We start from the raw sequence: 18,877 nt of genomic DNA on the forward strand, positions 1-18,877 counted from the left end.
TGCCGCCCACCCGCCTCGAAGCGACTGGGCGGCAGTCCGTCGGCCTGACGTCATCCCACCTTCCGCCCCCGCAGCGGCTCCGTCGCCTCGCCCGCACCGGCGCGCATGCCGAGGACGAACTCCTCCAGCACCTCCGTCGCCGTGTGCTGCGGACGCCAGCCGAGCTCCACGCGGGCCCGGGTGCAGTCCATCAGGGGGAGACGCAGGACCGCGTCGAACAGGTGCGGGGACGCGGGCAGCAGGTGCAGGTTCCACGCCGCGGCGATGGCCGAGCGGGCCGCCGTGCGGGGCAGCCGCACCGTACGGGCGTCGAACATCTGGCCGAGGAGTTCCGCGTCGACCGGCGGATCGGCGGCCAGGTTGAACGCCCCGCGCACCTCGGTCAGCACCGCGAGCCGGTACGCCTCGGCCGCGTCGTCCGTGTGCAGGGCCTGGACCCGCAGGCCCGGTATGTCGGGCAGGAACGGCAGGAGCTCGGGGCGCGCGATCGACCCCGGGAGGAAGCGCCCGCCGAAGATCCGGCGCTGCTCGCTGGCCGACTCGCGTTTGAAGAGGAACGCCGGACGCATCCGCACCACCCGCACGTCCGGGCGGTCGCGCTCGAAGGTGTCCAGAGCCCGTTCCAGATAGGCCTTCTCACGGCAGTACGCGGCGTCCGGCCAGCCGTGCGTGGGCCAGGACTCGTCCACCGCCCGGTCCTTGGGGCCCGGCGAGTACGCGCCCACCGACGACGCGTGCACCAGGACGGGCACCCCGGCCGCCGCCACCGCCTCGAAGACCCGCATGCTGCCCAGGACGTTCGTCCGCCACGTCAGCGCCGGATCGTGCGTCGGCTGGAAGGCCCAGGCCAGATGCACCACCGCGTCCGCGCCCTGGAACACCTCGGCCAGGGCGCCCGAGCCGGCCTCGCCGGAGCCCAGGTCGACCGTCGCCCACCGCGTCTTCGGCGGCGCCTGGTCGGGAACGCGCCGGGCCACCCCCACCACCGACGCGACCTGCGGATCCTCTGCCAGGTGCCGCACCACGCTCGTGCCGACGTTGCCCGTCGCGCCCGTGACGACGACCTTCATGCCAGACCCGTCGCTCACCGTCGTCTCCTCTCGCCCGCGTCGCTCGACCGGAGCGCCCGGCCGACTGGCGCGACCCGAGTACCCACGCCTGCACGGGCCAAGAGAAGCGGGCCGGGCATGCGAAAGCCCCGACCGTGACGGGGGAATCACGGCCGGGGCGGTCCGAAGGTGGGTGCGGACGGCGGTCGCCTCTCGGCGAAAGGCTCCACAGGGCTTCAGCCGAACGATCGTCCCTGTGGGCGAATGGTGAGGCCCGGGGACACTGTCCCGTCCGCACCCACGGTCCGTTCAACGGGCGACCCAGCGCCGGTGTTCCCCCGGATCGTCCCCGTTCGCGGTGATCCGCGTCACTCGCGCATATGCACTTCCCCGGACCCCGGCAGCGCCTCCGCCCACAGGTTCTCCGCCTGGAGCAGCAGCGACCCCAGCACGGCCGTGTGCGCCGCGCCCTGCCCGGCGTGGTCGCGCAGCGCCTCCTGAAGCTGCCCGCGCAGCTCCGCCATCTCCGCGTCGCGCTCCTCCGCGCTCTCGCCGTTCGGCGGCCCCTCGCCCAGCAGCCGTCGCGCCTCGCTCTCGCACGCGTCGCCGATCAGCTCCAGCAGCCGGGAGTACACCCGCAGCGCCGCCGCCTCGGGCGGAGCCGGCGCCCGGTCGTCGTCGGCCGCGACGACCAGGGTGCGGGTGAGGGCGATGACATGGTCCGTGACCCGTTCCCAGCGGGCGTCCTCCGCCTCCGGGGGCACGTCCAGCGGCACCCGGTGCAGCACCCGCAGCGGCCCGCCGGTCAGCCGCAGGCTCTCCCTGCACCAGCCGCGCGCCGCCCGCAGCCCGTCCCGGCGCCGCTCCAGCCGGGAGGCCGCGCTGGACCAGCGGACGGCCGTCGACTCGTCCCAGTCGCCGTCGCGCAGCCCCTCGGCCACCGAACGCAGCACCTCGCCCGCCTCGTGCGGCAGGCACGCCAGGTTCTCGCGCACGTCCCGCAGGTGCACCGGCGGCAGCACGAAGGCGTTCACCGCGACCCCGATCAGCGCGCCGATCGCCGCCTGCTCCACCCGGTGGCCCACCGCCGACACCGACACCGCGCCGGAGGCCACCGTGAACACCGCCGTCGTCGCCGCGTAGATGCCCTGGTCGCCGAAGCGCGGCCAGTGCGACATCAGCATCAGCAACGGCACCGACAGCGCGAGCGCGCCCAGTGTGTCGTCGGTCAGGGCCTGCGCCCCGGAGGCGAGCAGCGTGCCCGCGCAGATCGCCGCCAGCTGCTGGGCGGCCTGGCGCAGCGAGCCGTACACCGTGGTCTGCACCAGCACGATGGCCACCCAGGGCGCCATCAGCGCCATCGGGTCGCCCAGCCAGTCGCCCGCCACCAGCCAGGCGATCACCGCGGCCAGCGCCGCCTTGAAGGCCTGCACGAGCAGGTCGCGTTCGCGTCCCGGACCGCCCCAGGCCGCCTTCGCCGCCCTGCGCGCGCCGCGGGCCTCACGGCGTACGGACTCACCCCAACGTGTCACGGGCACGTCCGTCCCGTGTGTCGTGACCCGTACGCTCATGCCAGCGGACTGTCCGCCAGCGAGGCCAGCAGCTGCTCGGGGTCGGCGTAGACCGCCTGTGCGCCGGCCTCCTCCAGGTCCGCGCGAGGGATGCCCCCGCACAGCACGCCCACGCAGGTCACGCCGGCCTTGGTGCCCGCACGCATGTCCCACACGGTGTCGCCGACGAGCACCGCCCGCTCGGCGGGCACCCCGACCAGCTCCAGCGCGTGCTCGATGGGCTCCGGGGCGGGCTTGCCCTCCTCGACGTCGTCCGCGCTCGCCGTGGCGGCGATCGCCTCGTCGGCGTCGATGGCGCGGCGCAGCGCCGACAGCTCGGCCCCGCTCGCCGAGGTGGCGAGGACGACCGTCCAGCCGTCGCCGTGCAGCCGCTTCAGCAGCGCACCCGCGTCCTTCAGCGCGGGCAGCCGGTCGAAGTACTGCGCGTAGAGGGCCTTGTGGGCGGCGCTCAGCTCGTCGGCCTCGCCTTCGTCCCGGCCGTCGCCGAGCAGATGGGCGACGAGGTCGGCGGACCCGAGCCCGATGGCCCGGTGCACGGCGTGCATGGGCACCCGGTGCCCGGCCTGGCGGAAGGCCTCCCACCAGGTGACGACGTGCAGGTGATTGGTGTCGACGAGGGTGCCGTCGACGTCGAAGACGGCGGCGCGTTCCATCCGTGGTCCTTTCTCCGGCGGGCTCCGGCCGGAGCCGTCGGCCCGGGTACCCAGCACACCCCGCGTCAAGCCCACCCCGTGCCTGTTCCGTGCCTGTTCCGTGCCTGGTCGGTGCACGTTCGCGGCGGCCCGCGCTCCCCGGCTCGGACGATGGCCGTCCGGGACCCTCCAGCACCCCGCCGACGAGCAGGCACCCCAGTTCTCAGGCGCCGGCCGCGCCCGGCTGCGGGCGGCCCTCCCGCGTCCAGGTCAGCAGGGCGTCCAGCGGCCAGGTCGTCACCACGCGCTCCGGGGGGACCTCGCACTCCTCCGCCCGCGCGCAGCCGAGGATCTGCCAGTCCAGCTGGCCGGGGGCGTGGGCGTCGGTGTCGATGGACAGGAGCGCGCCCGACGCGACGGCGCGGCGCAGCAGACGGCGGGGCGGGTCGAGGCGCTCGGGGCGGCTGTTGATCTCCACGGCCGTGTTCGACTCGGCGCACGCGGCGAACACCTCGTCCGCGTCGAACTGCGACTCCGGCCGGCCCCGCCCCGTCACCAGCCGCCCGGTGCAGTGACCCAGCACGTCCGCGTGCGGATCGCGGACCGCGTTCACCATCCGCCGGGTCATCGCACGGGACTCCATGCGCAGCTTGGAGTGCACGGACACCACGACCACGTCGAGCCGCTCCAGCAGCTCCGGTTCCTGGTCGAGCGAGCCGTCGTCGAGGATGTCGCACTCGATGCCGGTCAGCAGCCGGAACGGCGCCCAGGTCGCGTTCAGCTCCTCGACCACGTCCAGCTGGCGGCGCAGCCGCTCCGGCGACAGCCCGCGCGCCACCGTCAGACGCGGTGAGTGGTCGGTGAGCACCGCCCACTCGTGGCCCAGCTCGGCCGCCGCCCGGCCCATCTCCTCGATCGGGCTGCCGCCGTCGGACCAGTCGGAATGCAGATGGCAGTCGCCGCGCAGCAGCGCCCGCAGCCGTGCGCCGCCGTCCGTGAGCGGCCCGCCGACCTCGCCCTCCAGCCGCTCCAGATAAGCCGGCGTCCGCCCGTCGAGCGCCTCGCGCACCACCTGCGCGGTCTTCGGGCCGACGCCCTTGAGCTGCTCCAGCGTCCCCGCGCCCGCGCGTCGCTCGACCTCACCGGCGGGCAGCCGCCGCAGCGCTCCGGCCGCGCCGCGGAAGGCCCGCACCCGGTACGTCGGCGCGAGGGACCGCTCCAGCAGGAAGGCGATCCGCTCCAGAGCATCGACGGGATCCATCGCCACCTCCGCACTCCCGGCTTCCCCGGCAGTCCCCAGACTTGCGCGACTCGGCCCGGCCCGCACCGCGGGCCCCGGCGGTTTGTCCCGTACGCACCCGGGTACTGCGGCCTCCCCAGCCCCGACGCCCGCGCGCGATCCCGAGGAGGCCGCCGATGACCGCTCCGACCGCACCGCGTCCCAGGGTGGCCCTGGTCACCGGCGCCGACTCCGGCATCGGCCGGGCCACCGCCGTACGCCTGGCCGAGGCCGGGATGGACGTCGGCATCACCTGGCACACCGACCTCAAGGGCGCCGAGGAGACCGCCGAGGAGGTGCGGGCGCACGGCAGGCGGGCGGCGGTCGCCCAGCTGGACCTGACCCGGCTGCCCACCGCGGCCGGCACCGTCGACGAGCTGTGCGACCGGCTCGGCCGGGTCGACGTGCTCGTCAACAACGCCGGCACCGGCACCATGACCCCGTTCCTCGACCTCGAACTCGACGACGTCCGCCGGGTGCTGGACGTCGACCTGGTCGGGCCCTTCCTGTGCGGGCAGAAGGCGGCGCGGCACATGATCCGGCAGGGGGACGGCGGCCGGATCGTCAACGTCACCTCCGTCCACGAGCACCAGCCCCGGGTCGGCGCGGCCCCCTACTGCGCCGCCAAGGGCGGGCTCGGACTGCTCACCCAGGTGATGGCGCTGGAGCTGGCCGAGTTCGGCATCACCGTCAACGCGGTCGCGCCCGGTGAGATCGCCACGCCGATGACCGGGCAGAAGGACGCCGACGTGCACGCCGTCGACCGCCCCGGCGTCCCGCTGGGCCGCCCCGGCGACGCCCGAGAGGTCGCCGCCGTCATCGCCTTCCTGGCCGGGCCCGACGCCTCGTACGTCACCGGTGCCTCGTGGAGCGTGGACGGCGGCATGCTGCGGATGGGGCCGCAGGCAGGGTCCCATCTGGAGAGCGACGCATGGCGCCGCCCCTGAGCCGCGGCGCCGGGGCGCCTCGCCGGGCGGCGCAGAGCGCGCCGGGAGGCGTCCGGGGCGCCGCGAGGAGAACGCGAGAACTCCGATGAGACTGCGCACGAGCCACAGCGACCGACCCGGCTTCGGCAGGGTCCGCTGCGGCCGCGGCTTCCGCTACCGGGACCAGCGCGGCGACCCCGTCACCGACCCCGGGCACCTGGAGCGCATCCGCGCTCTGACCATCCCGCCCGCCTGGCGCGACGTGTGGATCAGCCCCTGGCCCAACGGCCACCTCCAGGCCGTCGGCACCGACGCCGCCGGCCGCCGCCAGTACCTGTACCACGAGCTGTTCCGCGCCCGGCAGGAGCAGGCCAAGCACGAGCACGTCCGCCAGGTCGCCCGCGCCCTGCCCGAGCTGCGCGCACAGGTCCGCGCCGACCTCACCGGGCGCGGCCTGAGCCGGGCCCGGGTCACCGCCTGCGCCGTGCGCCTGCTCGACCTCGGCTTCTTCCGCATCGGCAGCGACCGGCACACCCGCGCCAGCGAGACGTACGGCCTGACGACGATGCTGCGCGAGCACGTCACCTGCGGCCACGGCGAGCTGGCGTTCTGCTTCCCCGCCAAGGGAGGCGCCGAGATGGTCCGCGCCCTGGTGGACGACCAGGCGCACGCCGTGGTCCGCGCGCTGCTGCGCCGCCGCCGCGGCGGGGACCGGCTGCTGGCCTTCTACGAGGGCGGCGGCTGGCACGACCTGCACGGCGGCGACCTCAACGAGGCGCTGCGGCGGCTGGCCGGCACCGAGATCACCGCCAAGGACTTCCGCACGTGGCACGCCACGGTGCTCGCCGCGGTCGCCCTCTCGGTGACCACGGGGGAGGCCCGTGCCACCGCCGCCGCCCGCAGGCGGCAGACCGCGCGGGCCGTGCGGGAGGTCAGCCGGTACCTCGGCAACACCCCCGCGGTGTGCCGGGCCTCCTACATCGACCCGCGCCTCTTCGAACTCTTCGACCAGGGCCGTACCGTCGCCCCGGCGCTCACCCGGCTGGGCGAGCACGGGGACTTCGGACGGCCGGCGACGCAGGGCGGGGTCGAGGCGGCGGTGCTGGAGCTGCTCGAAGCGTGAACCGGAGCGTGATCCAACACCTCACGCCGGTCGGTGTCGCTCTACTCTCGATGTCATGACCGAAAGTGCGAGCCCTTACATCTCCCACCCGCGGGTGACGGTGCTCGGAGTGCAGCCGGGCACGTCGCCGTTCCGCATCGTGGAAATCGACGGCCAGGTGGTCGGTGAGGCGAGGACCGTCACCGACGTCCTGCAGACAGCCGCCGCGTTCGGCGTCACGGTCCACGACCTGGACGACCCGGACGTGGTGCGCTGGGTAGGCGGCGACCGCTACACCTGGTCGCCGCGCTGACCCCGGCCACCGCCGCGGGCGTCAGGCGCGCCGCACGCGCGCGTGCACGGCCCGGCTCATCCGCCGCCCGATGAGCAGGTAGCCGATCAGGGCGCCGGTCGTGTTGAGGATGACGTCGTCGATGTCGAAGGCGCGTCCGGTCACCAGCGCGCCCTGCGCGCACTCCACGAGCAGCATCACCGTCGCCGTGAGCAGCAGCACGCGCAGCACACCGCGCGTCTGCGGCGCGACCACCGGCACCAGCACGCCGAACGGCACGCCCAGCAGCAGGTTCCCGCCGATCTGCTTCACCGCGTCGCGCAGTTCCGGCTGGTCCAGGTAGGCGCGCAGGGAGCGCCCCGGCTTCATGTTGGTGTGGATGAGCGCCTCGGAGGCGGGGGAGGGCTCCAGGGTGAGGCGGGCGAGCACGACCGCGAAGCCCACCATGAACGCGAAGGCGGCGAGCATGGCCAGGGCCCGCAGCGGGAGCGGCAGCGGCCGGCGCTCGGGCCGGGACCGACGCCCGGCTTTCCGCTCCTGCCGCTCCGTCCGCTGCGCCGGCTCCGGACGCGCCGGGGGCGCCGCGGTCGCCGGTTTCCCGGATCCGGCGGTGCGCAGGCGGAACATGCTCCGCGCGCGCTCGGCGGCGGTCCGCGGAGAGAGAGCTGCCCGTGCCATGCGGTCCTCCAGTCTTCAACTTCGCTGCGTGATAGCGCGGTTACCCGCGAACGATCCGAGAATGCCGCCGGTCCCGCCCGAGGTCAGGCGCCGTAGGAGACGCGCACCTCCTTGAAGCCGAGGGAGCGCAGCAGGCCCTGGAGCATGTCGGTGGTGTTGGCCTCGGCGCGCGCGGTCAGCCCGCTGTCCTTCGCCGCGTCGCCGATGTGCTTGACCGCCAGCTTCTGCACGGCCTGCTCGCCGTTGGGGTTGTCCGAGAACAGGTCGCCCAGGCGGTCGAGGAGGCCGCGCTGCTTGGACACGGCGTAGGAGCGGTCGGGGTCGAGGGCCGGGGTGCCCAGCCGCGCGTGCGGCAGCCGGAGCGTCGCCGACGTGCGGTCCTCGTCGACCGTCACGTCCTTGTCGCCGACCTGGCCGAGGTCGACGTAGGCGTCCACGGTGCCCGCCCCGACGTACAGGGTGCGGGTGCCGCGGACCGCGTCGGGCAGGAACTTCGCGTCCTTCTCCAGGTCCACCACGACCTGGAAGTTGCCCGAGGCGGCCTCGTAGCGGCTCATGTCCTGGATGGACTGGAGCAGGGCGGGGCCCGTCCGGTCCCGGGTCTCGGTGCCGAAGAAGTCCCGCAGTCCTGGCAGCAGGCTCAGCCGGATCCCGGCGAACATCACGGCGAGCACGACCACGACGGCCGTGAGCGCCTTCGCCCAGCCGGGCATGCGCCTGGGCGCGCTCTTGATGGAAGTCGTCATGTCGACGCTCCTCCTTCCTGCTCACCGGATGCCCGCCAATCCCCGTGTCAGACGGCGTTGTTGAGGAGCTGTGACGAAGGGGGGCGGCGTACGGCGGGCGAGCGGGCCCTGAGGGAGTCCGCGCGGCGCCCGTCCGGGAGGTGTCCCGCCTCACGGGACCGTGAGGATGACGGGGCGGGGAAGATCCGTCAGCATGTGAGATCGGAGCAGGAGAGCCCGCCGGACCGAGGTCATGCGAGGAGCCGATCGTGCGAGACATCTCCGTGTTCAGCGGCAGCGCCCATCCCGAGCTGGCCGCCGAGGTCTGCGCCCATCTCGGCGTCCCCCTGAGCCCCACGCGGGTGAGCAGGTTCGCCAACGACTGCCTGGAGGTCCAGCTCCAGGCCAACTGCCGGGAGCGGGACGTCTTCCTGGTCCAGCCCCTGGTCAGGCCCGTGCAGGAGCATCTGGTGGAGCTGCTGCTGATGTGCGACGCGGCCCGTGGCGCGTCCGCCGGCCGGATCACCGTGGTGATGCCCCACTACTCCTACGCCCGCTCCGACAAGAAGGACGCGCCCCGTATCTCGCTGGGCGGGCGGCTGGTCGCCGACCTGATGGCCGCCGCCGGCGTCCACCGCGTCCTCGCCATGACGCTGCACGCCCCGCAGGTGCACGGCTTCTTCTCGAATGCCGGTCGACCATCTGCACGCCCGACGCGAGCTGGCCGCCCACTTCCGCCGTCACGACCTCTCCCGCACCACCGTCGTCTCGCCCGACCTGGGCAACGCCAAGGAGGCCGCCGCCTTCGCCCGGATGATCGGCGCCCAGGTGGCGGCCGGCGCCAAGCAGCGCTATCCGGACGACCGGGTCAGCATCAGTTCCGTGATCGGGGAGGTCGCGGGGCGGGACGTGATCGTCCTGGACGACGAGATCGCCAAGGGCAGCACCGTGCTGGAACTGCTGGACCGGCTGAGGGAGCTGGGGTCGCGGTCGGTCCGCGTGGCCTGTACGCACGGCCTGTTCGCGGCCGGGGCGCTCAAGCGGCTCAGCGAGCAGCCCGACGTGCTGGAGATCGTGTGCACGAACACCGTGCCGGTGCCGTCCGAGGAGCACACGGACAAGCTGCGGATCCTGTCCATCGCGCCGGCGCTCGCGGAGGCCGTGCGCCGCATCCACAACGGGGAGTCGGTCAGCGCCCTGTTCGAGGGGCCGCGGGACTGACGGGCGGGGGCGCGTTCGAGGGTGCCCGGGAGGGCATGCCGAGGGTGGTCCGCAGGGTCATAACGAACCGGAGGCGGCCCCGGGCCGTTCCAGGGCGGCGTCCAGGGTCGGTGCGGGGGGCAGCAGCCGCGACAGGCCGGTGGCCCGCAGGACGCGCAGGGTCAGCGGGTGGGCGCAGACGAGGTGCAGATGCCCGCCGCGGTCCACGACCCGGCCGCGGGCGCGGTACAGCAGGCGCAGCCCGGAGCAGTCGAAGAACTCGATCCCGCTCAGGTCGATCACGACCCGGGGGCCGGGCGACGCCGTGGCGGCGTCGAGGTGCGGGCCGATCTCGGTCGCGGCGAGGAGGTCGATCTCTCCCCGGAACTCCAGCACCGTGTACCCCCGGTCCTCACGGACGCGCAGATGCGGGGTGTCCGCGGTGGGTTCCTGCTGCACGACGACATCGCCTCCAACACCGCGCTCCACCGGTCGGGAGCCTCCAACGGCGGGGGAGCGCACAGCAGTTCCCCGCCCCAGCAAGTTACCCCCGATGGAGTGAATTCCAGCATGTTCGATTGACATATGTCTTCGAATTGCAACCGATTCTGCGCGGATTTGGTCACGCCGTGAGCGAAGGTGGTCGGAAAGGGGGCGTACGCGGGCGCGCGGCGGACGACGTGCTACGACAGGGCCTGCCACGCCTTGGACAGTGCCAGGCGGAACTGCTCGCCCTGGTGCGCCGTGAGGTCACGCACCATCCGCTCCTCCAGCTCCCGCACCGGCCCCTCGTACCGTGCCAGCAGCGCCCGGCCCTCCTCGGTGAGCAGGATCAGCAGCTCCCGGCGGTTGCGCGGGTTGCGCTCGCGGCGCACCAGGCCCCGGCTCTCCAGAGAGCGCACCAGATCGGCGATGGACTGGGCGGTCACGAAGGAATCCCGCGCCAGTTGTGCCGCCGACAGTCCGTCGTGCCGCTCCAGCACGGTCAGCGCGGTGTACTGCAACGCCGTGATCCCGGACGGCCTGACCAGCTCGTCCAGGCGGGAGCGCACGACGAGCTCCACCTGCTTCACCATGTAGAGAAGGGACGGGGATGTCTTGGTCGTCCGGATGCCGGCCATGAGGAGGAGCCTAGAGCATTGACAGGAAACCTGTCTGTGAAGAGACTGCGCATCAACAGGAATCCTGTTACTTGAAAACTTGGCGACGATGCTGAGGAGCGGCGATGACCACCTTCGAGATCGACCCGGGCCGGCTCTTCATCGGCGGACGGTGGCGCGAGGCCGCCGACGGGGCGCGCACCGAGGTGGTCGACCCGTCCCGCGGCGCCGTCGTGACCACCGTCGCCGAGGCGGGCGCCGCCGACGTCGACGCCGCCGTGCGCGCGGCCCGCGAGGCCTTCGACGCCGGGCACTGGTCCGGGCTCAGCGGCCGGGAGCGCGGGCGCGTGCTGTACCGCGTGGCGGAACTGATCCGCGCCGAGGCCGACGAGCTCGCCCGGCTCGAGAGCCTCGACGTCGGCAAGCCGATCACCCTGGCCCACGCGGTCGACGTCACCAACGCCGCGAACGACTACGAGTACTACGCCTCCCTCGCCTTCGCGCTGGACGGCGCCACGCGCGACGTACCGCTCAACGCGCACGCGTACACCAAGCGCGGCCCCCTCGGAGTGGTCGCCGCGATCACCCCGTTCAACTTCCCGCTGATCCTGGCCGGGTCCAAGCTCGCCCCCGCCCTCGCCGCCGGCAACACGGTCGTCCACAAGCCCGCCGACGAGACCCCGCTCAGCGCCCTGTACATGGCCGGGCTGCTCCAGCGCGCCGGCGTCCCGGACGGAGTGGTCAACGTGGTCACCGGCGCCGGCCCGGTCGCCGGCGAGGCCCTGCTGCGCCACCCCGGCGTCGACAAGATCGCCTTCACGGGCTCCACCGCGGTCGGCCGGCACGCCGCGAGCGTCGCCGGGGAGTCCCTCAAGCCCGTCACCATGGAACTCGGCGGCAATGCCGCGCACATCGTGTTCGAGGACGCCGACCTGGAGAACGCCGTCGCCGCGATCATCAAGGGCTTCGTCTTCAACACCGGCCAGTTCTGCATGGGCGGCCCGCGTCTGCTCGTGGCCCGCCCGGTCCACGCCACCCTGCTGAACATCCTCGCCGAGGCCGTCCCCGGCGTCCCGGTGGGTGATCCGCGGAAGCCGGAGACCGTGGTCGGCCCCATGGCGGGGGAGCGGCACCTGCACAAGGTGGAGAAGTACGTCGCCCTCGCCCGCGAGGAGGGCGGCCGCATCGTCTGCGGCGGTGAGCGGCTCGACCTCGACGGCGGCTACTACTACAAGCCGACCGTCATCGCCGACCTGCCGGGCGACTCCCGGGTCGTCCAGGAGGAGATCTTCGGCCCGGTCCTCACCGTCCAGCCCTTCGACACCGAGGACGAGGCCGTCGCGCTCGCCGACTCCACGCCGTACGGGCTCGCTGCGGGCGTGCAGACCAGCAACCTGGCGCGCGCCCACCGGGTCGCCGACCGGCTCCAGGCCGGCATCGTCTGGGTCAACGACTGGGCGATGCTCGACCCCGCCGTCCCCTTCGGCGGCGTCAAGGACTCCGGTTTCGGACGCGAGTACGGCCCCGAGGCGCTCGCCTCCTACACCAAGGTCAAGTCCGTCGTCGTCTCACTGGGCTGACCTGCCAACGGCTGGATGAATCAAGGGAGTTCGCCCGATGCCCCTCACCACCCGCGCCGCCGTCGTCGAGTCCGGCGGCGCGCCCTTCACCCTCTGCGACGTCGTCCTCGACGACCCCGGACCGCACGAGGCGGTGGTCCGTCTGGTGGCCGCCGGCCTGTGTCACACCGACCTCGGCGTGGCGAGCGGCGGATTGCCCTTCCCGCTGCCCGGGGTCCTCGGCCATGAGGGCGCCGGCGTGGTGGAGGCGGTCGGTGCGGCCGTCACCCGGGTGGCCCCCGGCGACCATGTCGTGCTGTCCTTCACCTCCTGCGGCGACTGCCGCAACTGCCATGGCGGGCATCCGGCCTACTGCTCCGCATGGCTGCCGCTGAACCTCCTCGGCGGCCGCCGCGCGGACGGCAGCAGCACCCTCGGCCGGGACGGCGAACCCCTCGGCGGCCACTTCTTCGGCCAGTCCTCCTTCGCCGAACGGGCGTTGGCCGACGAGCGCAGCCTCGTCAAGGTCGACCCCGACGTGCCGCTGACGTCGATCGCCCCGCTCGGCTGCGGAGTTCAGACCGGAGTCGGCGCGGTCTGGAACGTGCTGCAGCCGGCCGCCGGCGACACGGTCGTCGTCCTCGGCGCCGGCGCGGTCGGTCTGTCGGCGGTCATGGCGGCGGCGCTCTCCCCGGCCACCACCGTCGTCGCCGTCGACCGGATAGCCGAACGCCTGCGACTCGCGCGGGAGTTGGGCGCCACCCACACAGTGGACCCCGGGTCCGCCGACCTCGCGGAGTCCATCGCCGGGATCACCGGCGGCCGGGGCGCGGACGGCGTGGTCGAGACGACCGGCAACGTCGGCGTGCTCCGTCGGGGCGTGGACGCACTCGCCGCCCGCGGCACCCTGGTCGTCGTCGGCGCTCCGCCGTTCGGCACCGAAGTCGCCCTCGACGTCAACGGGTTGCTCGGCGGCAAGCGCGTCGTCGGTCTCACCCTCGGCGACAGCGAGACCCAGACGTTCATCCCGGCCCTCGTCGAACTGGTCAAGACGGGCCGGCTTCCGCTGCACCGTCTGATCGGCACCTACGCGTTCGAGGACATCGGCCGGGCGGTGCGGGACATGACCGAGGGCAAGACCATCAAGCCGGTCCTGACCTTCAACCGCCCCTGAACCGCGGCCGGGTCAGCGGCTGGCGTGCAGGGCCACCAGCAACTGCCACACCTGGTCGGCGATCTCCGCGGGCCCGGCCTCCAGGAGGCCGTGGAGCCAGTCGGCCAGCACGCCGGCGAAGGTCGCCGCCACGGCCGAGGCGACCAGCGGCGCGTCCGCCGCGCCCGCCCGCTGCCGCTCCCGCAGGCTGTACTCCCGCAGGTCCCGGTGCAGCACCAGACCGAGCGGCCCGCCGCCCCCCGGGGACAACAGGGCGCGGTACAGCGCGGCGTGCGGGGTGAGCGAGGCGAAGAACTCCGCGAGCGCCGCCGGGGCCCGCACCGGGTCGGGCCGCCCCTGCCAGGAGTGCAGCGCCTCCACGGCCTCGCGGACGACGTCGGCGCAGGCGTCGACCGCGAGCGCCTCCAGGTCGGGGTAGTGCACGTAGAAGGTGGCGCGGCCCACCCCCGCCCGCCGCACCAGCGCGGCCACGCCCACCTCCGCCAGCGGGCGCAGCGCGCACTCCGCCAGCAGCGCGGCGCGCAGCCTGGACCGGGTGCGGGCGGCCCGCGGGTCCTCGGGCTCGCCGCGGGTCATCGAGCGACGAGGACGGCGGCCAGGGCGAGGGCGCCGGGCAGCGCCTGCGCGACCAGGATGCGGCGGTTGGCCGTGGCCGCGCCGTAGACGCCCGCCACGATCACACAGGAGAGGAAGAACACCTGAGCGCCGAAGCCGGTCGGATCGGCGGCGATCAGCCCCCAGACCAGGCCCGCGCCGAGGAACCCGTTGTAGAGGCCCTGGTTGGCGGCCATCGGGGCGGTGGCCCGGGCCATCTCCGCGTCGAACCCGTGCAGCGCCCGCCCCGGCTTCTTCTGCCACAGGAACATCTCCAGCACCAGGATGTAGAAGTGCAGCGCGGCGACCAGCCCGACCAGCACCTGCGCAACGGTTTCCATCGTTCTCCTCGTCTCCGACGCGTTCAGTCGACTCTTGGACAGGTGTCCACAATAGATGGACACCTGTCCAGGAAACCCGGCGGGGACCAGTGACGTGCACGACACGGGAGCGCGGGGTATCCGGGGGTTTCGGGGGGCGGGTCGGGACCGTCCCCGGTCCGATACCTGCGGAGGAGACATGGCACTGGTGAAAGCGGGGGTCGTGGTGCTCGACTGCGCCGAGCCCGAGCAACTCGCCGAGTTCTACAAGGGGCTGCTGGACGCGGAGGAGACCGACGTCACCGCCAACCGCGTGGAGATCCGGGGCGCCGGGGGCACCCGGCTCGCCTTCCGCCGCGACGTCAACGCGACCCCGCCCAGCTGGCCCCGCCCCGAGAACTCCCTCCAGGCGCATCTGGACTTCCTCGTCGACGACCTCGACGAGGCGGAGCGCAAGGTCGTCGGGCTCGGCGGCCGCCCGCTGGACGCCAAGGGCGCGCCGGGCCCGTACGAGGAGCGCGGCTACGCCGACCCGGCGGGACACTCCTTCACCCTGCGCCGGGTGCCCTCCACGGCCCCCAAACAGGGGTGAGGCGGTCCGCCCCTGAACCTTCCGGGGCGGACCGCCTCAGGATCACGCCGGATCAGGGAAGCGGGCCGGGCGGCCTCAGTCGCGGCCGCCCTTCTCCTTCGCCGGCCACACGCCCGTGGACCGTTCGATGGCCTTCGCGCCGGTGCGGTCGGCGGCGCTGCGCACCGCGGCGAAGATCGCGCCCTGGATCGCCGCGGCGAGCAGGACCTCCCCCCAGCCGCGGTCCTGGTCCAGGGCGTCGGGGGCGTCGTCCTCGTGCCGGATCGCCTTCCAGACCTTGCGGAAGGCCAGCCCCGCCAGTGCGCCGCTCGCCCAGCCGACCACGAAACCGACGGGCTGGTAGACGAGGGGGAGTTTCTGTTTCTTGCTCACGTGTGCCTCCTTGTGCCATGGGGTGGGATGAGGGGGGTGGGGGAGGGGCCGGCGGGCTCAGGGCCTGCCCTGCGCCGGCACCTCCTCGCCGGCGCGCACCGGTCCGGGCGGCGTTCCGTCCCCGAACGGGCGCCCGCCCAGCTCCTGACGGTGATGCGGGGTGAGCCAGCCGGACAGGTCCGGGCCGAGCGGCACGATCCGGGTCGGGTTGATCCCGGTGTGCACCTGGTAGTAGTGCCGCTTGATGTGGTCGAAGTCGACGGTGTCGCCGAACCCCGGCGTCTGGAACAGGTCCCGGGCGTACGCCCACAGGACCTGATTCTCCGCCAGTTTCCAGCGGTTGCACTTGAAGTGGCCGTGGTACACCGCGTCGAACCGCACCAGCGTGGTGAACAGCCGTATGTCCGCCTCCGTGATCGTTTCCCCGACGAGGTACCGCTGCCCGGCGAGCCGCGACGCAATCAGGTCCAGCCGCCGGAACACACCGGCGCACGCCTCCTCGTACTCGGCCTGCCCGGTCGCGAAACCCGCCCGGTACACCCCGTTGTTGACGTCCTCGTACACCTCGGCCATGACCGCGTCGATCTCGTCGCGCCGCGCCTCGGGGTAGAGGTCGGGTGCGCCCGGCCGGTGCAGGGCGGTCCACTCGGTGGCGAGGTCGAGGGTGATGCGCTGGTAGTCGTTGGTGACCAGCCGCCCGCTCGGGACGTCCACGACCGCCGGCACGCTCACCCCGCCCGGCGCGCCGGGCTCCCGCTTCTCGTAGGCCTCGCTGAGGTGACGTATGCCGAGGACGGGGTCGCGGCCGTCGGGGTCCAGGGTGAACCGCCAGCTGCGGTCGTCCTGGATCGGGTCGGCGATCGCCAGGGACAACGCGTCCTCCAGGCCCAGCAGCCGCCGTGAGATCACCGCCCGGCTCGCCCACGGGCAGGCGCGGCTGACGACCAGACGGTACCGGCCGGCCTCCACGGGCCAGCCGTCCCGGCCGTCCGCGGTGACGCGGTCCGCGAAGTGGCTCTTGGACCGGGTGAACGTCTTGCGCCCCAAGGCGCTGTTCCCGTCGCCCCCGCCGCTCATGGTTCCTCCAGTTCGTGGTGCGTGCGTGCCCTTCCAACGCGTTCCCCGATTTCCGCCGACGGCACGGTGTGAGCCCGACCGGCCGGGGCATCCGCCGTTGGGTGACTGGGACACCCTCCGAACACGACACACCACGGACAGCCCGCGAAGGGGAGAGCGAGAGCGGCGCGGCCACGAGCGGCGCGACGGCGAACGAGGCGGCGGAAAGGCCCGCGCAGGCAGCCGACGAGGCGGCGAGCGGCGGCACCCGGGCGGAGCAGGCCGCGGACCGCAGGACACGCGTCACGGTGCTGGTGGCCCTCGGGGCCAACCTGGTCATCGCGATCGCCAAGGCCGTGGGCGGTCTGCTCGCCGGCTCGCCGGCCCTCCTGTCGGAGGCGGCGCACTCCGTCGCAGACAGCCTGAACGAGGTCTTCCTGCTCGCCGCCCTGCGCCGCAGCCGCCGCCCGGCGGACCGGCGCCACCCCTTCGGCTACGGCAAGGAACGCTTCTTCTGGTCGCTCCTCGCGGCCGTCGGCATCTTCGTCATGGGCGGCTGCTTCTCCTTCTACCAGGGCGTCGAAGCCCTCAGGACCGGCACGGAGGAGAAGTTCAGCGGCTATGTCGCGGGCCTGGCCGTCCTCGGCCTCGCCCTGCTCGCCGAGGGCGCCTCGCTGCTGCGGGCCCTGCACCAGGTGCGCCGGCAGGGCGGCAAGGCCGGGCTGCGCGACCCGGCGCTGCGCACGGTCGTCGCCGAGGACGGCACCGCGGTGCTCGGCGTCGTCCTGGCCGCGCTCGGCATGGTCCTGCACATGGTCACCGGGCAGGTCGTCTGGGAGGCCTGCGCCTCCCTCGCGATCGGCGTGCTGCTGGTGTTCGTCGCCTACCGCCTCGGGCGGGAGGCCCGCGACCAGCTGATCGGCGAGGCCGCCGACCCTCAGACCGGCGCCCGCATCTGCGCGCTGCTCCAGGCGCAGCCGGAGATCGACAGCGTCGAGGCGCTGTTCACCATGAAGACGGGACTCGACTCCGCCCTGGTGGCGGCCCGCGTCGACCTGGCGCCGGGGCTGGACAGCGAGCAGGTGGAAGAGGTCGCCGTGCGCATCAAGAGGTCCATCGCCCGTACGGTCCCGGAGGCTGACCAGATCTTCCTCGACGTGACCGACCGTCTCGCCCGTGAGGCAGCGGAAAGCCCCGCCGCGACGGGGGAACGCGGCGGGGCCTGACCTTCGCGTGCCCGCCCCGGACGCGTCCATGCGCGCCCGGGGCAGGTTTTTTCGAATCAGTGGCCGTCGGTCGGCTCCAGGACGAAGACGGGGATCTCCCGGTCCGTCTTCTCCTGGTAGTCGGCGTAGGGCGGATACGCGGCGACGGCCCGCTCCCACCACCGGGCCTTCTCCTCACCGGTGACCTCACGGGCCCTCATGTCCCGCTTGACGGGTCCGTCCTGGAGTTCCACCCGGGGATCGGCCTTGACGTTGTGGTACCAGACCGGGTGCTTGGGCGCGCCGCCGAGCGAGGCGACCGCCGCGTAACGCCCCTCGTGCTCGACCCGCATCAGCGGCGTCTTGCGGATCTTCCCGCTCTTCGAGCCCCGGGTGGTCAGCACGATCACGGGCCTCCCCGTGTCCTGCAGCGTGGTCCCCTCCGTGCCGCCGGAGCTCTCGTACAGCTCCACCTGGTCGCGCACCCACTTCGTCGGGCTGGGCTCGTACTCGCCTTCGAGAGGCATGGCATCCGTCCCCTTCGCTCGCGTTCGGTCGTGTCGTCGTGCCGGCCGGCACAGCCGCCGGACCCGCACGCGCCGCATCCCATCGCAACACCATTGACGCGGCGTTTCATCCGTACCGCGTCCGCGCGGGCTCACTCCTCACAGCATCCGCACCGCCAGCACCGTCATCACGGCGCTGGACGCCAGCGCCGTGGCCAGCCGGCCGCGCCGCCCCGTCAGCGCCCGGCCCAGCAGGGCGCCGCCGGCGGTGAGCAGCACCTGCCAGCTCGCGGACGCGGCGAACGCGGCCAGCACGAACACGCCCTGCTCCAGCGGCCGAACGGCGTCCTGCGCGCCGGCGCCGAGGACCAGCGCGGCGAAGTAGACCACCGTGGTCGGGTTGAGGAGGGTGATGCCGAGCAGGCTCAGGAAGGCCCGCGCCGGGCCCGGCGGGGGCGGGTCCGACCGGACGGCGAGACGGTGGGCACGGTAGCGGCGTATCGCGGTCGCCGCGCTCCACGCCGCCAGCGCCAGCAGCACGACGGCCGACGCCCAGCGCAGCGGCGTCAGCACCGGCCGCAGCGCCACGGCGGCGGCGGAGCCGCCCACCGTCGCCAGCAGGGCGTAGATCCCGTCGGCGGCGGCGACGCCCAGCGCGGCGCACACCCCGGTGCGCAGGGAGGTCCGTGCGGTGAGGGAGACGAGGTACGTCCCGACCGCGCCGACGGGAACGGCGATGCCGTACCCCGCGACCAGGCCGGCGACGAGCGCGGCCGTCACGGGCGCGCGGGATCGGACCTCCGGGGACGCCCGGGCTGCTGCTGGGACCGCACCGGACGAGCGGCGGCGGACGACAGCGGCAGAGGGGCTGAGAGCGAGAACATGGCCCGATGATGAGCCGGTCCGCGAACCGGCGGCAAGCACTTTTCGTCCGTGGTCGTCGCA

Annotated in this window: 21 protein-coding genes and 1 pseudogene; 8 read left to right on the forward strand and 14 right to left on the reverse strand. The window is 73.6% G+C overall.

All coding sequences use genetic code 11. The annotated features are described in order from the left end of the window. Positions 1–50 precede the first annotated feature (50 nt). The 4 genes from ACFYXA_RS05695 to ACFYXA_RS05710 all read right to left on the reverse strand — a co-directional run bounded on the left by ACFYXA_RS05695 (position 51) and on the right by ACFYXA_RS05710 (position 4,513). The gene (locus ACFYXA_RS05695; protein WP_389029080.1) at positions 51–1,070 is read right to left on the reverse strand and encodes an SDR family oxidoreductase; all 1,020 of its coding nucleotides are present in this window, start codon (positions 1,068–1,070) and stop codon (positions 51–53) included. 347 nt (positions 1,071–1,417) lie between these two features. Continuing rightward, positions 1,418–2,581: an aromatic acid exporter family protein gene (locus ACFYXA_RS05700; protein ID WP_389028403.1), complete on the reverse strand. Its 1,164-nt coding sequence runs from the start codon at positions 2,579–2,581 to the stop codon at positions 1,418–1,420. A 35-nt stretch (positions 2,582–2,616) separates the two neighbouring features. Continuing rightward, positions 2,617–3,273 carry an HAD family hydrolase gene (locus ACFYXA_RS05705; RefSeq protein ID WP_351099924.1) on the reverse strand — a complete coding sequence of 219 codons (657 nt, stop codon included), beginning with the start codon at positions 3,271–3,273 and terminating at the stop codon, positions 2,617–2,619. A gap of 202 nt (positions 3,274–3,475) precedes the next feature. Further along, a complete protein-coding gene (locus ACFYXA_RS05710; RefSeq protein ID WP_389028406.1) occupies positions 3,476–4,513 on the reverse strand; it encodes a PHP domain-containing protein in 1,038 nt (345 codons plus the stop codon). Between the two features lie 155 nt (positions 4,514–4,668). On the opposite strand from ACFYXA_RS05710, the gene ACFYXA_RS05715 reads away from it, so the two are divergent. From ACFYXA_RS05715 to ACFYXA_RS05725, 3 genes are all read left to right on the forward strand, one after another. Continuing rightward, a complete protein-coding gene (locus ACFYXA_RS05715) occupies positions 4,669–5,478 on the forward strand; it encodes an SDR family oxidoreductase (RefSeq protein ID WP_389028408.1) in 810 nt (269 codons plus the stop codon). Between the two features lie 85 nt (positions 5,479–5,563). Next, the gene (locus ACFYXA_RS05720; protein ID WP_352247461.1) at positions 5,564–6,580 is read left to right on the forward strand and encodes a DNA topoisomerase IB; all 1,017 of its coding nucleotides are present in this window, start codon (positions 5,564–5,566) and stop codon (positions 6,578–6,580) included. A gap of 55 nt (positions 6,581–6,635) precedes the next feature. Further along, positions 6,636–6,872 carry a hypothetical protein gene (locus tag ACFYXA_RS05725; RefSeq protein ID WP_352247460.1) on the forward strand — a complete coding sequence of 79 codons (237 nt, stop codon included), beginning with the start codon at positions 6,636–6,638 and terminating at the stop codon, positions 6,870–6,872. Positions 6,873–6,893: 21 nt separating this feature from the next. On the opposite strand, the gene ACFYXA_RS05730 is transcribed toward ACFYXA_RS05725, so the two are convergent. Both ACFYXA_RS05730 and ACFYXA_RS05735 read right to left on the reverse strand, forming a co-directional pair. Further along, positions 6,894–7,529, reverse strand: a complete 636-nt coding sequence (locus tag ACFYXA_RS05730; protein ID WP_352247459.1) for a VanZ family protein — start codon at positions 7,527–7,529, stop codon at positions 6,894–6,896. Positions 7,530–7,612: 83 nt separating this feature from the next. Then, positions 7,613–8,275 carry a DUF4230 domain-containing protein gene (locus ACFYXA_RS05735; protein ID WP_352247458.1) on the reverse strand — a complete coding sequence of 221 codons (663 nt, stop codon included), beginning with the start codon at positions 8,273–8,275 and terminating at the stop codon, positions 7,613–7,615. Between the two features lie 248 nt (positions 8,276–8,523). Here ACFYXA_RS05735 and ACFYXA_RS05740 point away from each other — a divergent pair. Next, positions 8,524–9,475, forward strand: a pseudogene (locus ACFYXA_RS05740) (ribose-phosphate diphosphokinase). Between the two features lie 57 nt (positions 9,476–9,532). Here the strand turns inward: ACFYXA_RS05740 and ACFYXA_RS05745 are convergent. Both ACFYXA_RS05745 and ACFYXA_RS05750 read right to left on the reverse strand, forming a co-directional pair. Continuing rightward, entirely contained in the window at positions 9,533–9,913 is a 381-nt protein-coding gene (locus tag ACFYXA_RS05745; RefSeq protein ID WP_352247456.1) for an anti-sigma factor antagonist, read from the reverse strand. Between the two features lie 224 nt (positions 9,914–10,137). Next, positions 10,138–10,575: a MarR family transcriptional regulator gene (locus ACFYXA_RS05750; RefSeq protein WP_352247455.1), complete on the reverse strand. Its 438-nt coding sequence runs from the start codon at positions 10,573–10,575 to the stop codon at positions 10,138–10,140. A gap of 104 nt (positions 10,576–10,679) precedes the next feature. Between ACFYXA_RS05750 and ACFYXA_RS05755 the strand changes: the two genes are divergently transcribed. Together ACFYXA_RS05755 and ACFYXA_RS05760 are read left to right on the forward strand one after the other, a co-directional pair. After that, the gene (locus tag ACFYXA_RS05755) at positions 10,680–12,134 is read left to right on the forward strand and encodes an aldehyde dehydrogenase family protein (RefSeq protein WP_389028412.1); all 1,455 of its coding nucleotides are present in this window, start codon (positions 10,680–10,682) and stop codon (positions 12,132–12,134) included. Positions 12,135–12,171: 37 nt separating this feature from the next. Then, positions 12,172–13,287, forward strand: a complete 1,116-nt coding sequence (locus ACFYXA_RS05760) for an NAD(P)-dependent alcohol dehydrogenase (RefSeq protein ID WP_352247453.1) — start codon at positions 12,172–12,174, stop codon at positions 13,285–13,287. A gap of 12 nt (positions 13,288–13,299) precedes the next feature. On the opposite strand, the gene ACFYXA_RS05765 is transcribed toward ACFYXA_RS05760, so the two are convergent. Together ACFYXA_RS05765 and ACFYXA_RS05770 are read right to left on the reverse strand one after the other, a co-directional pair. Next, positions 13,300–13,863: a TetR/AcrR family transcriptional regulator gene (locus ACFYXA_RS05765; RefSeq protein ID WP_351099891.1), complete on the reverse strand. Its 564-nt coding sequence runs from the start codon at positions 13,861–13,863 to the stop codon at positions 13,300–13,302. Then, complete coding sequence (locus ACFYXA_RS05770) at positions 13,860–14,222, reverse strand: DUF1304 domain-containing protein (RefSeq protein WP_352247452.1); 363 nt, start codon at positions 14,220–14,222, stop codon at positions 13,860–13,862. The genes ACFYXA_RS05765 and ACFYXA_RS05770 overlap by 4 nt, the downstream gene beginning before the upstream one ends. Before the next feature lie 178 nt (positions 14,223–14,400). Here ACFYXA_RS05770 and ACFYXA_RS05775 point away from each other — a divergent pair, with 178 nt between their 5' ends. Then, positions 14,401–14,793, forward strand: coding sequence for a VOC family protein (locus ACFYXA_RS05775; RefSeq protein WP_352247451.1), 393 nt, complete (start codon positions 14,401–14,403; stop codon positions 14,791–14,793). A 75-nt stretch (positions 14,794–14,868) separates the two neighbouring features. On the opposite strand, the gene ACFYXA_RS05780 is transcribed toward ACFYXA_RS05775, so the two are convergent. Both ACFYXA_RS05780 and ACFYXA_RS05785 read right to left on the reverse strand, forming a co-directional pair. After that, the gene (locus tag ACFYXA_RS05780) at positions 14,869–15,165 is read right to left on the reverse strand and encodes a DUF4235 domain-containing protein (RefSeq protein ID WP_352247450.1); all 297 of its coding nucleotides are present in this window, start codon (positions 15,163–15,165) and stop codon (positions 14,869–14,871) included. Positions 15,166–15,222: 57 nt separating this feature from the next. Then, positions 15,223–16,242, reverse strand: a complete 1,020-nt coding sequence (locus ACFYXA_RS05785; protein ID WP_389028417.1) for a glutathione S-transferase family protein — start codon at positions 16,240–16,242, stop codon at positions 15,223–15,225. A 287-nt stretch (positions 16,243–16,529) separates the two neighbouring features. Between ACFYXA_RS05785 and ACFYXA_RS05790 the strand changes: the two genes are divergently transcribed. Then, positions 16,530–17,447 (forward strand): cation diffusion facilitator family transporter, encoded by a 918-nt coding sequence (locus tag ACFYXA_RS05790; RefSeq protein WP_352247579.1) that lies wholly within the window; start codon positions 16,530–16,532, stop codon positions 17,445–17,447. 56 nt (positions 17,448–17,503) lie between these two features. Here ACFYXA_RS05790 and ACFYXA_RS05795 read toward each other — a convergent pair whose 3' ends face one another. Together ACFYXA_RS05795 and ACFYXA_RS05800 are read right to left on the reverse strand one after the other, a co-directional pair. Next, positions 17,504–17,953: a nitroreductase family deazaflavin-dependent oxidoreductase gene (locus ACFYXA_RS05795; RefSeq protein WP_352247448.1), complete on the reverse strand. Its 450-nt coding sequence runs from the start codon at positions 17,951–17,953 to the stop codon at positions 17,504–17,506. A gap of 138 nt (positions 17,954–18,091) precedes the next feature. After that, entirely contained in the window at positions 18,092–18,712 is a 621-nt protein-coding gene (locus ACFYXA_RS05800) for a LysE/ArgO family amino acid transporter (RefSeq protein WP_389028420.1), read from the reverse strand. Positions 18,713–18,877: the final 165 nt, after the last annotated feature.

This window comes from Streptomyces sp. NPDC002566, assembly GCF_042889585.1.
Lineage (GTDB): Bacteria > Actinomycetota > Actinomycetes > Streptomycetales > Streptomycetaceae > Streptomyces.

What these genes read in the sequence shown, in the direction of transcription:
- ACFYXA_RS05730 (WP_352247459.1), bottom strand. Translation starts at nt 7,529, where the DNA reads ATGGCACGGGCAGCTCTCTCTCCGCGGACCGCCGCCGAGCGCGCGCGG.
- ACFYXA_RS05785 (WP_389028417.1), bottom strand. Translation starts at nt 16,242, where the DNA reads ATGAGCGGCGGGGGCGACGGGAACAGCGCCTTGGGGCGCAAGACGTTC.
- ACFYXA_RS05770 (WP_352247452.1), bottom strand. Translation starts at nt 14,222, where the DNA reads ATGGAAACCGTTGCGCAGGTGCTGGTCGGGCTGGTCGCCGCGCTGCAC.
- ACFYXA_RS05695 (WP_389029080.1), bottom strand. Translation starts at nt 1,070, where the DNA reads ATGAAGGTCGTCGTCACGGGCGCGACGGGCAACGTCGGCACGAGCGTG.
- ACFYXA_RS05775 (WP_352247451.1), top strand. Translation starts at nt 14,401, where the DNA reads ATGGCACTGGTGAAAGCGGGGGTCGTGGTGCTCGACTGCGCCGAGCCC.
- ACFYXA_RS05760 (WP_352247453.1), top strand. Translation starts at nt 12,172, where the DNA reads ATGCCCCTCACCACCCGCGCCGCCGTCGTCGAGTCCGGCGGCGCGCCC.
- ACFYXA_RS05710 (WP_389028406.1), bottom strand. Translation starts at nt 4,513, where the DNA reads ATGGATCCCGTCGATGCTCTGGAGCGGATCGCCTTCCTGCTGGAGCGG.
- ACFYXA_RS05720 (WP_352247461.1), top strand. Translation starts at nt 5,564, where the DNA reads ATGAGACTGCGCACGAGCCACAGCGACCGACCCGGCTTCGGCAGGGTC.
- ACFYXA_RS05735 (WP_352247458.1), bottom strand. Translation starts at nt 8,275, where the DNA reads ATGACGACTTCCATCAAGAGCGCGCCCAGGCGCATGCCCGGCTGGGCG.
- ACFYXA_RS05755 (WP_389028412.1), top strand. Translation starts at nt 10,680, where the DNA reads ATGACCACCTTCGAGATCGACCCGGGCCGGCTCTTCATCGGCGGACGG.
- ACFYXA_RS05795 (WP_352247448.1), bottom strand. Translation starts at nt 17,953, where the DNA reads ATGCCTCTCGAAGGCGAGTACGAGCCCAGCCCGACGAAGTGGGTGCGC.
- ACFYXA_RS05765 (WP_351099891.1), bottom strand. Translation starts at nt 13,863, where the DNA reads ATGACCCGCGGCGAGCCCGAGGACCCGCGGGCCGCCCGCACCCGGTCC.
- ACFYXA_RS05725 (WP_352247460.1), top strand. Translation starts at nt 6,636, where the DNA reads ATGACCGAAAGTGCGAGCCCTTACATCTCCCACCCGCGGGTGACGGTG.
- ACFYXA_RS05705 (WP_351099924.1), bottom strand. Translation starts at nt 3,273, where the DNA reads ATGGAACGCGCCGCCGTCTTCGACGTCGACGGCACCCTCGTCGACACC.
- ACFYXA_RS05750 (WP_352247455.1), bottom strand. Translation starts at nt 10,575, where the DNA reads ATGGCCGGCATCCGGACGACCAAGACATCCCCGTCCCTTCTCTACATG.
- ACFYXA_RS05715 (WP_389028408.1), top strand. Translation starts at nt 4,669, where the DNA reads ATGACCGCTCCGACCGCACCGCGTCCCAGGGTGGCCCTGGTCACCGGC.